The 12,587-nt window shown below is 41.1% G+C and carries 15 protein-coding genes; all 15 read right to left on the reverse strand.

Annotated features, from left to right (window positions below):
- Nucleotides 1-185: 185 nt before the first annotated feature.
- On the reverse strand, nucleotides 186-569 hold the full coding sequence (gene aroH, locus NSQ34_RS10195) for a chorismate mutase (protein WP_024422804.1): 384 nt from the start codon (nucleotides 567-569) through the stop codon (nucleotides 186-188).
- On the reverse strand, nucleotides 566-1,657 hold the full coding sequence (gene aroB / locus NSQ34_RS10200) for a 3-dehydroquinate synthase (RefSeq protein WP_171464482.1): 1,092 nt from the start codon (nucleotides 1,655-1,657) through the stop codon (nucleotides 566-568). The genes aroH and aroB overlap by 4 nt, the downstream gene beginning before the upstream one ends.
- Nucleotides 1,657-2,829, reverse strand: coding sequence for a chorismate synthase (gene aroC, locus NSQ34_RS10205; RefSeq protein WP_024422806.1), 1,173 nt, complete (start codon nucleotides 2,827-2,829; stop codon nucleotides 1,657-1,659). The genes aroB and aroC overlap by 1 nt, the downstream gene beginning before the upstream one ends.
- 73 nt (nucleotides 2,830-2,902) lie before the next feature.
- Nucleotides 2,903-3,682: a protein-glutamate O-methyltransferase CheR gene (locus NSQ34_RS10210; RefSeq protein ID WP_024428089.1), complete on the reverse strand. Its 780-nt coding sequence runs from the start codon at nucleotides 3,680-3,682 to the stop codon at nucleotides 2,903-2,905.
- 145 nt (nucleotides 3,683-3,827) lie between these two features.
- Complete coding sequence (gene ndk, locus NSQ34_RS10215; RefSeq protein ID WP_024422808.1) at nucleotides 3,828-4,274, reverse strand: nucleoside-diphosphate kinase; 447 nt, start codon at nucleotides 4,272-4,274, stop codon at nucleotides 3,828-3,830.
- 129 nt (nucleotides 4,275-4,403) lie between these two features.
- Nucleotides 4,404-5,366: a heptaprenyl diphosphate synthase component II gene (gene hepT / locus NSQ34_RS10220; protein WP_024422809.1), complete on the reverse strand. Its 963-nt coding sequence runs from the start codon at nucleotides 5,364-5,366 to the stop codon at nucleotides 4,404-4,406.
- A 24-nt stretch (nucleotides 5,367-5,390) separates the two neighbouring features.
- Entirely contained in the window at nucleotides 5,391-6,095 is a 705-nt protein-coding gene (locus NSQ34_RS10225; protein ID WP_268456456.1) for a demethylmenaquinone methyltransferase, read from the reverse strand.
- Between the two features lie 3 nt (nucleotides 6,096-6,098).
- Nucleotides 6,099-6,866, reverse strand: a complete 768-nt coding sequence (locus NSQ34_RS10230; protein ID WP_024422811.1) for a heptaprenyl diphosphate synthase component 1 — start codon at nucleotides 6,864-6,866, stop codon at nucleotides 6,099-6,101.
- A gap of 114 nt (nucleotides 6,867-6,980) precedes the next feature.
- Nucleotides 6,981-7,211: a trp RNA-binding attenuation protein MtrB gene (gene mtrB / locus NSQ34_RS10235; RefSeq protein WP_008344541.1), complete on the reverse strand. Its 231-nt coding sequence runs from the start codon at nucleotides 7,209-7,211 to the stop codon at nucleotides 6,981-6,983.
- A 24-nt stretch (nucleotides 7,212-7,235) separates the two neighbouring features.
- A complete protein-coding gene (folE, locus tag NSQ34_RS10240; protein WP_003215789.1) occupies nucleotides 7,236-7,805 on the reverse strand; it encodes a GTP cyclohydrolase I FolE in 570 nt (189 codons plus the stop codon).
- A 190-nt stretch (nucleotides 7,806-7,995) separates the two neighbouring features.
- On the reverse strand, nucleotides 7,996-8,274 hold the full coding sequence (gene hbs / locus NSQ34_RS10245; protein WP_003215863.1) for a non-specific DNA-binding protein Hbs: 279 nt from the start codon (nucleotides 8,272-8,274) through the stop codon (nucleotides 7,996-7,998).
- 373 nt (nucleotides 8,275-8,647) lie between these two features.
- Complete coding sequence (gene spoIVA, locus NSQ34_RS10250; protein ID WP_008344534.1) at nucleotides 8,648-10,126, reverse strand: stage IV sporulation protein A; 1,479 nt, start codon at nucleotides 10,124-10,126, stop codon at nucleotides 8,648-8,650.
- A gap of 203 nt (nucleotides 10,127-10,329) precedes the next feature.
- Nucleotides 10,330-11,055 carry a hypothetical protein gene (locus NSQ34_RS10255; protein ID WP_024428087.1) on the reverse strand — a complete coding sequence of 242 codons (726 nt, stop codon included), beginning with the start codon at nucleotides 11,053-11,055 and terminating at the stop codon, nucleotides 10,330-10,332.
- A gap of 18 nt (nucleotides 11,056-11,073) precedes the next feature.
- On the reverse strand, nucleotides 11,074-11,277 hold the full coding sequence (locus NSQ34_RS10260; RefSeq protein ID WP_024422813.1) for a DUF2768 domain-containing protein: 204 nt from the start codon (nucleotides 11,275-11,277) through the stop codon (nucleotides 11,074-11,076).
- 265 nt (nucleotides 11,278-11,542) lie between these two features.
- Nucleotides 11,543-12,580, reverse strand: coding sequence for an NAD(P)H-dependent glycerol-3-phosphate dehydrogenase (locus NSQ34_RS10265; RefSeq protein WP_024428086.1), 1,038 nt, complete (start codon nucleotides 12,578-12,580; stop codon nucleotides 11,543-11,545).
- Nucleotides 12,581-12,587 lie beyond the last annotated feature (7 nt).

Genomic DNA, 12,587 nt, shown 5'->3' on the forward strand with positions numbered 1-12,587 from the left:
AGGGTTTGTATGAGTATACGAAATAAGCCTAAAAGAGGGTTGCTCTTTTAGGCAGTATGATTAAATAGAAGTATCGTATCTCTGCTCAACTCTACTCATCTCAACTACCCTAGTCTCATTCTCATCTTCTCTAAGCTGGCAATGCCGTTTACACCTGTGTGTAAACTTCGGCTGTTCATATCGTATTATAATTCCTTGTTTTTTGTCAACTGTAAATCAGGGCGAAGCGTCACAGCTTCTTCCAAGTATACATGCTGTATGTCTTCCTGCTTTGTATCCGTCTGGACAGTCATTAAGACACGAATACATTGCTTTAAACCGCCATCAATGTCCAGTTCCTGCATGCAAGTAACTGGTACATATGTCCATCCTTCAAACTGACGAAGTGCTTTTGCCGGAAAAACGGAGTGAATATCTTGTGTAGCTGAAATCAAAATCTGCACGACACGTTCTGGATCTACTTGGTTTCTTGAAATGATCGCTTCTAACAGCTGTTTCGTTTTGTTTAACACTTCTGTTTCTGTATCTTCTATTACAGTTGTAGCCCCACGTATCCCGCGAAACATCATAGACATCCCTCCTCCCGTTTCCATTCTTCGAGCCAGTAGTGCAGCTCATCTTTTGTGAAAGACTGCAAGGTGACGTCTCCAACCTGTTTTAATAAAACAAATTGAACACTGCCGCCCCTTGCCTTTTTATCTCCAATCATCCGGTCAACAAAAGTTTTTGTGGAAATATCTTGTGTGACTTTGACCGGGAAACCGAGATCTTTCATCCATTCTTTTAGTTCCAAACGATTAAGGCTGAGCCCCAGCTGCTTTTCGCTCACATACAGCGCAAACTGCATGCCGATTGCAATGGCATCTCCGTGTGTGATGGCGCCATATCCATACTCTGCTTCAATGGCATGCCCCAGTGTATGGCCTAAATTCAAAAATGCACGCACACCTTGTTCTTTTTCATCTTCTTGAACGATAGACGCTTTGACTTGAATGCCTTGATACAGCATATGTGCCAGCTCGCTTTTTGATAAATCCGTCAAAGAACGAATGGCCATGAGTTCTGATAAAAATTCTTCACTTGAAATCAGTGCATGTTTGATGACTTCTGCAAAACCTGATCTTCGTTCAATTTGAGATAGTGTCTCAAGCATACTAGTATCATAGATCACAGCTTTCGGCTGATGAAACGCACCGATTAAATTTTTACCGAGCGGATGGTTGATCCCTGTTTTCCCGCCAACTGCACTATCATGTGCCAGCAGTGTGGTCGGCACTTGGATAAAATCAATGCCTCTCATATAAGTGGCAGCAGCAAAGCCAGCCAAATCTCCAATTACGCCGCCTCCCAGCGCAATGATGCAGGAGGAACGATCAAGCTGAAATTGAATGGCTTTCGTATGAATATGCTCAAATTCGGCAAAGGATTTTGACTGCTCTCCGCTCGGCACAACCACTTTGTTCACAGGCCACTTCTGCTGAAGTAAGCGAACCATCTCATCACCATAAATGGCATCAACAGCTGCATCTGTGACGATTAAAAGCTTCGTATAGGAATGCCCAGTGGAAGTTATCAAGTCGACGATATTGCGTTTAATCCCATCACCGATAAATACAGGATAAGTGGCTGAAGACGTCTTAACTTCCAGTGTTTTCATTAAAATTCCCTCTGAAGCTGGCGCATTTTCTCAACATTTTCTTTAATGCGGTCGATTTGGTCAAGGCCAAACTGCTCCACAACTGCATTGGCAATTTCCCATGCAACGACTGCTTCTGCAACAACACTTGCAGCAGGAACAGCACAGCTGTCAGATCGTTCAATACTTGCAGAGAAAGGTTCTTTTGTTTCAATGTCAACGCTTTGAAGCGGCTTATAAAGCGTTGGGATTGGTTTCATAACCCCTCTTACGACAATTGGCATACCCGTTGACATTCCGCCTTCAAGACCACCTAGGCGATTTGTTTTTCTCGTATAGCCCTTTTCTTCATCCCAGATGATTTCATCATGGACCTCACTGCCATTTTTAGAGGCTGCCTCGAAGCCAATACCGAATTCAACCCCTTTAAAAGCGTTGATACTAAGTACAGCGCCAGCAAGCTTGCTGTCCAATTTACGGTCGTAATGAACATAGCTGCCAACCCCAACCGGCATCCCTTCAACGATGACTTCAACAATTCCGCCAATTGAATCGCCGTTTTTCTTCGCTTCATCAATTGCATCCATCATTTTCTGACCTGCTTCACTGTCATAGCAGCGAACAGGTGATTCTTCTGTTACCTTCTGCAAATCTTCAATAGACTCATATGCTGTATGAGCTGCTTTCACTCCGCCAATTTCAAGAACGTGGCCAGCTACTTTAATCCCTAGATGAGCCAAGATTTGTTTGGCAACTGCGCCCGCTGCTACGCGAACAGTTGTCTCGCGGGCTGATGAGCGCTCTAATACGTTTCTCATATCACGGTGTCCATATTTGATCGCCCCATTTAAATCCGCATGTCCTGGTCTTGGACGAGAGATTTGACGCTTCATTTCACTTTCTTCTTCTTCCGTGATCGGCTCTGCCCCCATCACCTTTGTCCAATGCTTCCAATCGTTGTTTTCAACAACAAGTGCGATTGGGGAACCTAATGTTCTCCCGTGGCGAACACCACTTAACACTTTCGCCTGGTCTTTTTCAATCTGCATTCTTCTTCCGCGACCATGACCTTTTTGTCTTCTAGCCAATTCATAATTGATGTCATCCTGCTCTATGTAAAGTCCCGCTGGAACTCCTTCAATAATTGTGGTCAGTTGTGGACCATGTGATTCACCTGCTGTTAAGTACCTCATGACTCAATCTCCCTTCATCGCATTAACGCTTTTAAGTAAAAATATAATAACACACTTGCTACTAAAAAGTCAGCTACATACCCTTCTTTTGATAAAAGAAAGTATCAGCAGATGTCAGTCCAAACTTTTCTGGGTGAAAAATTTGCTCTGTAGAACCAACAAATAATACGCCATTTTGTTTTAAACTGCTGCTCATTTTTAAGTAAATTTCTTCTTTTGCCTCTTCAGTAAAGTAAATCAGTACATTTCGGCAGACGATGAGGTCAAGCTGTTTTTCATATGGATCTGCTAAAAGGTTGTGCTTCTTAAATTGAATATGCTTTCGAACCTCATCCTTCACAGTGTAAAATGAAGAATCTTCTTTTGTGAAATATTTTTGCTTGATATGATCTGGCACCTCTTGCAGAGAGCGTTCATGATATCTGCCTTTTTGAGCTGACTGCAGAACTTTATCATCAATATCAGTTGCAATAATTTGGAAGTCTTTCACAAGAGGATGACTTGACAGCAGCATGGAGAGTGTATATGGCTCCTCTCCTGTCGAACATGCTGCACTCCAAATCTTTAGGGTGCCGCCATTTTTCGAAAGCAGCGGCAGGATTTTTTGATCAAGTACTTCCCAGCGCTGATAGTTTCGGTAAAATTCTGACACATTTATCGTCATGCGGTCCATCGTCTCATCTAATAATGCTTTGTCCTTTTCAAGCGCGGCCGCGAATGCTTCAAAATCTTTATATCCTTTTTTATCATAAAGTGAGGTTAATCTACGTTTCATTTGTGCTTCTTTATATAAATTTAGATCAACCCCGGTTAGTTTTTTCCATTTTCCAACAAATACTTGATATGGATCCATCAATGTCCTCTCCTGTCTCATCTATCTTTGTCCTAGTATAGCTGTTTTTATCGAAAATTTGTATCTTCTCACGAGAAATTTCGTGTAGAAAGTTCAATATAAAAAAAGCCAAAGTGTTCATTAGATGAACACCTTGGCTTGAAACTTAATAAATCCAGCTTGAGATGGTTTGATCCCAGCTTGTGAGTTCTTCTTGTTTGAAGAATAAGTTAATTTCTCTTTCAGCACTTTCTGGTGAGTCTGACCCATGGATAATGTTTTTCCCAACAGTCAATCCATAGTCTCCTCTTATTGTGCCTGGAAGCGCTTCCTTTGGATTTGTTTTGCCGATAATCTGTCTTGTTACGTCTACTACCTGTTCACCTTGCCATACCATTGCAAATACAGGTCCTGACGTAATAAAGTCCACCAATTCCCCGAAAAACGGTTTTTCTTTATGCTCTCCGTAATGGGTTTCTGCTACTTCCTTTGGAATACTCATTAGTTTTGCACCAACAAGCTGAAGCCCCTTTTTTTCGAATCTTGACACAATGTCACCGATTAATTGTCTTTCCACACCATCAGGTTTGACCATAAGAAATGTTTTGTCCATATACGTTTTCCACCCCGTCGTTATGTATGTATAGGCTTACATTGTTACAAAGTGATCGTATCATTTTTTTTTATAATAATCAATTTTTGACAAAAAATTTCACAAAAAAACCAATCAACATCACGTTGATTAGAATTTTCGTTTCCCAATATATTTTGCAATGGAGGCGAGTGACGTTCTCGCACGTCCTCGAGGAAGTTTGTCGAGCTGTTCAAAAGCTTTTTTCAAATACATTTCACTCACTCGAATCGAGCGGTCGATCGCATCTGTTTGTTTGAGGCTTTCAATGACAGGCTCTAGCTGCTTCTCCGTCGTTTCACTATTGATCAGCTTCAATTGACCTTCTAGTGTCGGATTTTTCAGTGCATATAAGACTGGGAGTGTGACATTCCCTTGTAAAAGGTCTCCTCCGACAGGCTTGCCCAGCTCTTCTTCAGTTGATGTGAAATCAAGGACATCATCAATGATTTGATAGGACATGCCGACATAGTATCCAAACCAATAGAGGGCTTTATGTGTTTTTTCATCTGTACCTGCTGCAATGGCGCCTAATTGACAGCTGCCTGCAATGAGCAAGGCTGTTTTTCGTTTGATTCTTCTTAAATATGTACGGAGGTTTTGATCCATATTATATTTATCTTTCACTTGCTCTATCTCACCAAGACAAAGCTCGACGACCATTTTTGACAAAATTTCATGTGCCATTGGGTGATTGATTTTTGTCATGTATTCAAGTGATCTCGCAAACATATAATCCCCTGTGTACATGGCAATTCTGTTATCCCATTTTGCCTTTATCGTTGGTTTGCCTCTTCTCAGCTCTGCATCATCAATGACATCATCGTGAACAAGTGATGCCATATGAATCAGCTCGAGGGCAACGGCAACATATTTAATTTTATTAATGTCATAGTCACCAAACATGCCTGAAAGGAGAACAAAAACGGGGCGGATTCGTTTTCCGCCCGCTTGCAGCAAATGAAGACCTGCTTCACTTAATAATGCATAATCAGAGCGAACTGTTTGTTCAAGCTCTTTTTCAATTATATCGATATCATGATTTAAAAAAGAGATCATTGCTTTTAATTTCATTATCTTCACCCAAATATCGTTTATTCAAAGCTTCTTTCCGATATGTGTTGCTGCTACACCGCCTGTAAATGGATGATACGAGACATCAGACAACCCGGCCTCTTCGAACAGAGCCGCCAGCTCTTTCATGCCAGGGAACGTTTTGGCTGATTCTTGAAGCCATGAATACTCCTGATAGCTTTTGGCAAACAATTTACCAAAGAGCGGCATAATGTATTTGAAATAGATGTAGTAGCCCTGTTTAAAGCCGATCATCTCAGGCTGTGAAGTCTCGAGACAGACAACCATTCCGCCAGGCTTCACTACTCTTGCCATTTCCTTGAGCACCGTTAAATAATCAGGAACGTTTCTAAGTCCAAAACCGATGGTGACATAATCAAATGAGTTGTCCTCAAAAGGGAGCTCCATCGCATTGCCATGAAGCAATTCAATTTGTTTGTAGCCCCCAGTCTTCACCTTCGTTTCTCCAACACTCAGCATGTTTTTACTGAAATCAAGGCCTTTGACCTCGCCTTTTTCTCCAACAGCATCTGCAAGAGCAATTGTCCAATCGGCTGTCCCGCAGCATACATCTAATGCTTTAGACCCTTTTTGCACATTCATAAGTTTCATTGTTTTATCGCGCCATTTTTTATGCTGTTTAAAGCTGATGACAGAGTTCATTTGATCATAGTTTTTATAAATTTTTTCAAATACACCGTGTACTCGCTGTTCTTTTGATTGCTGCATGACTTACCCTTCTTCCACTTTCTGATGGTACGCAGGCTCATTTTTCATATGATCCAAGCGATTTAATAGCTCTTTTTGAACGACCGGAGATGAAACAAGATGCTCCTTGATCGTTCGTTTGGCCTTTTCATAGCCTTCATTCTCAAAATTGTCAAAGCACGAATAGGCGTCTGTATAACGATCGTTCAAAAAAAGTTTTAAATGTTTGTCATTTTCTGCTTGTTTCATGAAACGTTTATAAACAAGAAAACGACTTGCAATCTCATTCCAATGCGTTAATTGAAAATGCTCAGAAATCCTTTGGAAAAGCGCAGATTCAACTGTAGCTACACTTTTGTAAAAGTGCGCTGCATCTTGAATGGACCGGTCATACAGTCTAATTTTATGTTCATTGATCTCTTTGATCGCCGTAGCGAGCGTGCGGATCATATAAATGTCTTTCATGTCAGAGAGAAGAGAATAATAGAGACCGCTGAAATAGTCTCCTGCCAGGATGGTCAGCTGACGATTTTTGAATTCGTCTTGCTTGATGGCTGCAGCAGTTGTGACTTCGTCATGGGTATCAAGGGCAATTTGCACAAGCATCGCCGTTAAAATATAATTTTCTTTTTTCTCTGCATCAATTTGAGCTTCTTCAAACATTGCATGAAAAAGAAGGAGCTTATCTTCATCGATGAGTGGTGCGCGTAAATGCTTCGCCAAATAAGGATGAGAAAGCTTTTTATTTAATTTTATATTTAGATTAGATAAAATTCCGTAGATGTCTTGCAAAGATATCACCCTTGTCCCAAAAATTACAGTTTCATATGTAGACCTGCACATTGTATAGAGATTTATTATACCATATCAGCTCTCACTTTTATGCTATCAAGTGCTACAAGTTCTTTATTTCTTTGCTTCGCTTTGAATTTCGCCGAAGCTTGTTTGAATGACAGCATCGCCTCTTACTTTGATCGCTGACGTATGCTCAGTAAATTGTGCAATGATCACTTCACCTTTATCGAGTTTCTCGGAATGGTGAAATCTTGTATCAGAGCCTCTTGTTAGGCCGATGACGTTTACACCATTATCAATGGCTTTAATCACCACAAAATCAGATGCTTTATTTTCACTCATTTTGTTCACCTTCCATCTATTGAATTAGTCGTTTTTAATAAAGGAAAGCACTTCTGCTCTTGCGGCTGCATCATTTGCAAATGTGCCGCGGACGGCTGATGTGACTGTTTTAGCGCCTGGCTTTTTCACTCCGCGCATCGTCATACACATATGCTCTGCTTCAACGACAATCATCACGCCATGCGGATTAAGTGTTTCCACCATACTATCTGCAATGGTTGATGTAATGCGTTCCTGAAGCTGCGGGCGTTTAGCCACGGCTTCTACAGCTCTTGCCAGCTTACTAAGTCCCGTTACTTTTCCTCCGCGCGGAATATAAGCAACATGGGCTTTCCCGTAGAAAGGCACAAGGTGGTGTTCACACATTGAATGGAAAGCAATATCTTTTACAAGGACGAGTTCTTCGTGGTCTTCGCCAAAAATGGTTTTAAAATGTTCTTTTGGATCTTCATTTAATCCCGAGAACACTTCTTCATACATTTTTGCGACTCGTTTTGGGGTATCAAGAAGTCCTTCACGATCCGGATCTTCTCCGATTGCTTTTAATATATCGCGTACCGCGTGTTCAATTAATTCTTTATTTATTTCACTCATGTATTATATCCTCCAAAGGCGATTACATTTCATTCAGATTCTAGCACACTTCAGATCCTAAAAGCAAAGGAGAGCGTTCTAAACGAACCTTTTGATTCAAAAGGAAAAGCCCCTTATGAAAGGGGCTTTTCTAGACCAGTGTGAAACTGTATATGTATAACTCCTTCAACAGGATCATTACACATAACGATTATTTACCTGCCACCGCGTCTTTAAGTGCTTTACCTGGTTTGAAAGCAGGTACTTTGCTTGCAGGGATTTCGATCTCTGCACCAGTTTGTGGGTTACGTCCTTTACGAGCTGAACGCTCACGTACTTCAAAGTTACCAAAACCAATAAGTTGGATTTTGTCACCATTTTTAAGTGCATCTAAAATTGTATCAAAAACAGAATCAACTGCTTTTGTCGCGTCTTTTTTAGATAACTCGCTTGCTTCAGCAACCGCGTTAATAAGTTCTGTCTTGTTCATGCCTTTCACCTCCTCCCAAAAATATGCATTCAGTAGATTGTTATCATTTCTTCACAATTCATCTTCTTTCTATACCCTTTTTCAGAAAAAAAGAGCGTCTAGAAAGCGTTATACATGGCTTTTCATTAGAAAACATCTCTTTGAAGGAATGTTTGTCCAACAAAGTGAAGATTTTCTGTAAGTAGATTAACACATATGAAATACCATATCAAGCATTTTAAAGGGAAGAATCCTTATTCGTCAAGGATTAAGGGCACTTTTGCGAACGAATATTCCTAATTTCAGCCTGAATCTGACTAATCTTTATACAATTGTCTTTTTATGACTCATTCTACACGCAAAAAAAGACCCCATCAATGAGAGGTCTCACTTACTATAAAATAATCGCGATCAAACCGCCTGATCCTTCGTTAATGATTCTTTCAAGCGTTTCCTTCAGCTTATATCTTGCGTTTTCCGGCATGAGAGACAGCTTTGCTTGAATGCCTTCTCTGACAAGGGAGCTGAGGGAACGGCCAAATATATCTGAATTCCAGATCGAAAGCGGATCATCTTCAAAGTCTTGCATTAAGTAGCGGACGAGCTCTTCACTTTGTTTTTCTGTTCCGATAATCGGTGCAAATTCGCTCTCTACATCTACTTTGATCATATGAATAGATGGAGCGACCGCTTTTAATCTCACGCCGAATCTTGATCCCTGCCTAATGATTTCTGGCTCATCTAAACTCATATCTGATAGCGCTGGCGCTGCAATCCCGTAACCAGTCTGCTTCACCATTTTTAATGCGTCTGATACTTGATCATATTCTGTCTTAGCATGAGCAAAGTCTTGCATGAGCTCTAGAAGATGGTCTTTTCCTCTAATTTCTACACCAACCACTTCTTTTAAAATATGATCATATAGATCATCTGGCGCATACAGGTCAATCTCCGCAATCCCCTGACCCATTTCAATTCCTGCTAAACCCGCTCTTTCGATAAAATCAAATTCACTGAATTGACCAACGACACGGTCGACATCTCTTAATCTTTTAATATCCTTTACAGTTTCCTTTACTGAATCCTGATAGCTCTCTCTCAGCCAGTGATCTTCTTTTAGCACCATCACCCAGCTTGGCAGGTTCACATTCACCTCTAGAACTGGGAATTCATATAATGCTTCACGAAGAACGCTGAGTACGTCTTGCTCTCTCATACTTTCTACGCTCATGGCGAGTACTGGAATATCATACTTTTGGCTAAGTTCCTGCCGGAGCGCTTCTGTTTCAGGATGATATGGCCTCACAGAGTTAATGACCATAATAAACGGCTTTCCAACCTCTTTGAGTTCATCAATTACACGTTCTTCAGATTCAATATAATCATGTCTTGGAATTTCTCCAATGGAACCATCTGTTGTAATCACTACACCTATTGTTGAATGCTCTTGAATAACCTTGCGTGTACCAATTTCCGCTGCTTCATGAAACGGGATTGGCTCTTCATACCACGGCGTATTGATCATTCTTGGGCCATTTTCATCTTCATACCCGCGCGCACCAGGGACAGTGTATCCCACACAATCGACAAGTCTGATGTTGACATCAAGGCCGTCACTCACGTGAATTGATGCTGCTTGATTCGGTACAAATTTTGGCTCTGTGGTCATAATGGTTTTTCCTGCTGCGCTTTGCGGCAATTCATCCTGTGCTCTTGCACGATCTGCCTCATTATTGATATTCGGGAGCACCACGAGCTCCATAAACTTTTTAATAAACGTAGATTTCCCTGTACGAACAGCGCCAACGACTCCTAAATATATATCGCCTCCTGTTCGTTCAGCGATATCCTTGAAAATATCGACTTTTTCCAAGTGATCCCCTCCCGGACTTGCTATCCTCGTTTTCAAATTAATACTCTATTCTTCAATCAAACTGTGCTTGAAAGGTGTCTGGACAATATATGTGTATGACGTTGTCCTATTTGAATATGACACCTTTTTGTTTTGAGAGTAAGTTTAGCCATAAAAAAACCTTTCTCCTCATTTATATGCAGAGGAAAAAGGTTCATTCTTGTTTATGACGTCTTTTTTTCTAAAAAGGCAGGCTCACCTTTTTTGTTGATGGTATATGGGACAGAAAACGCGGGTACAAACGGGGTTTCCTGCCAATATACATCTTGAATGTTTTCACCTGGTTTCAGCTTTTGCTTCGTATTCTTCAAAATGTGAGCAAAATCACTGCGGTAGTCCACATAGATGTCACCGTTTGATGAAATCAGTAGTGGGAGGGAATTCCCTGTCACAGGACTTATCACCGCAGGCGGCGATTTTAATCCTAGTTTTTTTTCATTTAACGTATATAAATTGGCTGATACGACTTTGCCGTATGGCGGATATGTATGTTCATCTTGATACATCTTGATTCTAAGCCGTAATTCATTGATGGTCTGCGTCATTTTGACATCAAGCAGTTTCACAGTGGGTTTCTTTTCGACGTCTGTGAGGACATAAATATATTCGCCCCCGCCTTCATAAGATGTAGACGGTACATCGTGTAAATATCTTGGTGACAAGCGCTTAAAGTCGATGACATATTTCTGATAAACCGGCGTGTCTGCTTCTTTCGTTTCTATAGGCAAAAGACCATTTGTTGCTTTTTGAAATTCCTCAATCGCTGTCTGTACACTTTGCAGCTGCTCTTCGTATGGCACCCGGTTCTCAGCTTTGCGATTTTCTGGATACAGACATCCTGTTAATAAAATAAGTGCTAACAGTGTGACACTGACTTTTGCTTTGATCATCACATTCTTCCTTTTTCTTTATTCATTGACCGGTCCGCTAAAGACAACTAAAAACACAATGATACCTGATATCAGCATCAAGCTGTATGCAACGGTCGAGGCCGTTATTTTAAGAAATTTGCTTTTCAGCTTAAACCTGCTGAGATAAATGGTTACTACGGCTAAAAACATGAGCCCCATTGAACCAAGCGCAAACCACATCTTGATTAAAGCAAAACTCATCGTGCCTGTCCCCCTTCAAAACGAACGAATTGTAAGCGTTTATATTTCATTTTAAACCAAAAATAAGGTAAATATCAATCATTTTTCCAATCATTCAGAAAAAAGCGCATAAAAAAACTGAAGCAAAGAGGGGGACTCTGCTTCAGTCATTGATCGACTATTTTCCTCATTCTGTAGAGGCAAAGCTCTATTCAAACTTCATTGCTATGTTATGCAAGTCTTCCCCTTCTTGCATCCTCTACATGCCTAAGTTCAGTCTTTCCTTTTATTTTGTTTGGTTTTCAAACATGTTCACAAGGTCTTCCATCTCATGTGTTTTCACACGTGCCATCAATGATTCTACAGCATCGTCCACCTTTTTCCCTTCAAACAGGACGCCGTAAAGAGCCTCTGTGATCGGCATGCTGACCTTGTATTCTTTGGAGAGCTGATAAGCGCCTTTTGTTGTGCGGACGCCTTCGACAACCATGCCCATTTTTTCAAGCACTTCTTCGAGCTTATATCCTTTACCGAGTAAATTCCCGCAGCGCCAGTTACGCGAATGAACACTTGTACATGTCACAATTAAATCGCCAACGCCTGTCAATCCAGCAAATGTAAGGGGATTCCCTCCCATTTTTGTGCCAAGACGTGCGATTTCAGCAAGTCCTCTTGTGATAAGCGCCGCTTTTGCATTGTCACCATATCCAAGTCCGTCTGTGATACCAGCGGCTAGAGCAATGATATTTTTCAATGCGCCGCCAATTTCCACCCCAATCACATCAGGGTTTGTGTACACTCTAAAATGATTGTTCATGAATAAATCTTGAACAAATTGAGCTGCTTCAATATTTTCTGACGAGACAGTGACAGTTGTCGGATGACGCAGACCTACTTCTTCTGCATGGCTCGGCCCTGATAGGACAACGACAGCCTCTCTTTTCTCAGATGGGACTTCTTGTTCAATCATTTGAGAAATTCTAAGAAGTGTATCTGGTTCAATTCCCTTACTGACATGGACAAATGGCACCTTCGATGAGATCAGCTCATTTGCCTGCTTCAATACCTCACGAATGGCCTTTGTTGGCACAGCGACAATAACCGCCTCTGTCCCCTCTAAAGCCTGCTTCATATCGGTTGTCGCCTGAATAGACGCTGGCAGTTCGACATTTGGCAAGTAATCATGATTTTCATGTTTCTCATTGATTTGATCAATGAGCTCTTGTCTATGTCCCCACATGTGTACATCATGATGATTATCAGCTAATACAAGCGCAAGAGCTGTTCCCCAGCTGCCTGCTCCAAGTACTGAAATTTTCTTCATCCTGCTC

The organism is Bacillus sp. FSL P2-0069, assembly GCF_038593315.1.
Classification (GTDB): domain Bacteria; phylum Bacillota; class Bacilli; order Bacillales; family Bacillaceae; genus Bacillus; species Bacillus safensis.

Excerpts from the sequence above, each read along its gene's own strand:
- aroH (WP_024422804.1), bottom strand. The coding sequence starts at position 569 with ATGATGTTTCGCGGGATACGTGGGGCTACAACTGTAATAGAAGATACA.
- aroB (WP_171464482.1), bottom strand. The coding sequence starts at position 1,657 with ATGAAAACACTGGAAGTTAAGACGTCTTCAGCCACTTATCCTGTATTT.
- aroC (WP_024422806.1), bottom strand. The coding sequence starts at position 2,829 with ATGAGGTACTTAACAGCAGGTGAATCACATGGTCCACAACTGACCACA.
- NSQ34_RS10210 (WP_024428089.1), bottom strand. The coding sequence starts at position 3,682 with ATGGATCCATATCAAGTATTTGTTGGAAAATGGAAAAAACTAACCGGG.
- ndk (WP_024422808.1), bottom strand. The coding sequence starts at position 4,274 with ATGGACAAAACATTTCTTATGGTCAAACCTGATGGTGTGGAAAGACAA.
- hepT (WP_024422809.1), bottom strand. The coding sequence starts at position 5,366 with ATGAAATTAAAAGCAATGATCTCTTTTTTAAATCATGATATCGATATA.
- NSQ34_RS10225 (WP_268456456.1), bottom strand. The coding sequence starts at position 6,095 with ATGCAGCAATCAAAAGAACAGCGAGTACACGGTGTATTTGAAAAAATT.
- mtrB (WP_008344541.1), bottom strand. The coding sequence starts at position 7,211 with ATGAGTGAAAATAAAGCATCTGATTTTGTGGTGATTAAAGCCATTGAT.
- folE (WP_003215789.1), bottom strand. The coding sequence starts at position 7,805 with ATGAGTGAAATAAATAAAGAATTAATTGAACACGCGGTACGCGATATA.
- hbs (WP_003215863.1), bottom strand. The coding sequence starts at position 8,274 with ATGAACAAGACAGAACTTATTAACGCGGTTGCTGAAGCAAGCGAGTTA.
- NSQ34_RS10255 (WP_024428087.1), bottom strand. The coding sequence starts at position 11,055 with ATGATCAAAGCAAAAGTCAGTGTCACACTGTTAGCACTTATTTTATTA.
- NSQ34_RS10260 (WP_024422813.1), bottom strand. The coding sequence starts at position 11,277 with ATGAGTTTTGCTTTAATCAAGATGTGGTTTGCGCTTGGTTCAATGGGG.
- NSQ34_RS10265 (WP_024428086.1), bottom strand. The coding sequence starts at position 12,580 with ATGAAGAAAATTTCAGTACTTGGAGCAGGCAGCTGGGGAACAGCTCTT.